The following is a 1,380-nucleotide window of genomic DNA, read 5'->3' as shown; positions in this document are numbered from 1 at the left end:
GGGACTGTCCGATAAACGGTGTGTGGATCCGGCCGGTTTCATTAGTGAGTGGTTCTTTCGAACCGGCCGGCGAAGGTGATCGCGAACGCGTTCAGCGCAGGCTTCCACCTCATCATCCAGCGTGCCCGACCGCCGCCGGTCGGATCAAGGGACCTGGTGACCAGATACAGGCATTTCAGGGCAGCGGCCTCGTTCGGAAAGTGCCCGCGGGCCCTCACTGCCCGCCGGTAGCGGGCGTTGATCGACTCGATCGCGTTCGTTGTGCAGATCACCCGCCTGATCTCCACGTCGTACTCCAGGAAGGGCACGAATTCCGCCCAGGAGGACTCCCAGAGCCGCACGATTGCCGGATATCGCTGGCCCCATTCGGCCGTGAACTCGGCGAACCGGTCCTTCGCCGCTTGCTCGGACGGGGCCGTGTAGACCGGCTTGAGCGCCTTGACGATGCCGTCGCGGTGCTGGCGTCCGGCGTAGCGGAAGCTGTTGCGGATCAGGTGCACGATGCACTGCTGCACGACCGTTCGCTCCCACGTGGTCGTGATGGCCTCCGGCAGGCCCTTGAGCCCGTCGCAGACGGCGATCAGCACATCTTCCACGCCGCGGTTCTTCAGCTCGGAGAATACCTGCAGCCAGAACCGGGCRCCCTCGCCGCCGTCGCCGGCCCAGATGCCCAGGATCTCCCGCTCACCGTTCATGGTGACGCCCATGACGACGTAGAACGGGGTGTTGCGCACCTGCCCGTCACGGACTTTGACCACGATCGCGTCCACGAAGAGCACCGGATAGATCGGATCCAAAGGTCGGGCCGACCATTCGGCCAGTTCCCCGGCGACCTTCTCCGTGATGCGGCTGATGGTGTCTTTGGAGACCTTGGCCCCGTAGACCTCCTCGAAGTGCGCGGCGATTTCCCCGGTGGTCAGCCCCCGGGCGGACAGCGAGAGGACGATCTGGTCGATCCCGTCCAGGCGCCGTTTCCGCTTGGGCACGATCACCGGCTCGAACGAGCCGTCCCGATCCCGGGGCACCTCAATCTCGACCGGGCCGATCTCGGTCAGCACGGTCTTCGGCCTGGTGCCGTTGCGCATGTTGGCTGCAATCGGCGTCTGGCCATGCTCGTGCCCGAGGTGCTCGGTCAGTTCCGCTTCCAGCGCGGTTTCCAGCACATTCCTCGTGAGCTGGTTCAGCAGCCCGCCTGGGCCTACCAGGCTCACGCCCTGCTCCTTGGCCTGCGCGAGCAACCGCTCCGCAAGCTCCTTCTGATCGATGATCTCTCCCGTCACAGGATCGATCATCACCCCTGTCATTGCGGTCGTGGACTCTGACACGGCCGTCTCCTTTCGGATCAGGCCGGACCTCACACACCGTTATTCAGACAGTCCC

At 64.8% G+C, this 1,380-nt stretch carries 1 protein-coding gene; it reads right to left on the bottom strand.

What is annotated here, in order from left to right; all coding sequences use genetic code 11:
• Window positions 1-41 precede the first annotated feature (41 nt).
• Entirely contained in the window at window positions 42-1,292 is a 1,251-nt protein-coding gene (locus AC1DLO_RS22460) for an IS256 family transposase (protein WP_476891879.1), read from the bottom strand.
• Between the last annotated feature and the right edge of the window lie 88 nt (window positions 1,293-1,380).

This window comes from Arthrobacter sp. 01T419 (assembly GCF_056398865.1).
The sequence above is the reverse complement of the archived record's forward strand: the minus strand, read 5'-3'. Positions and strand labels throughout refer to the sequence as shown.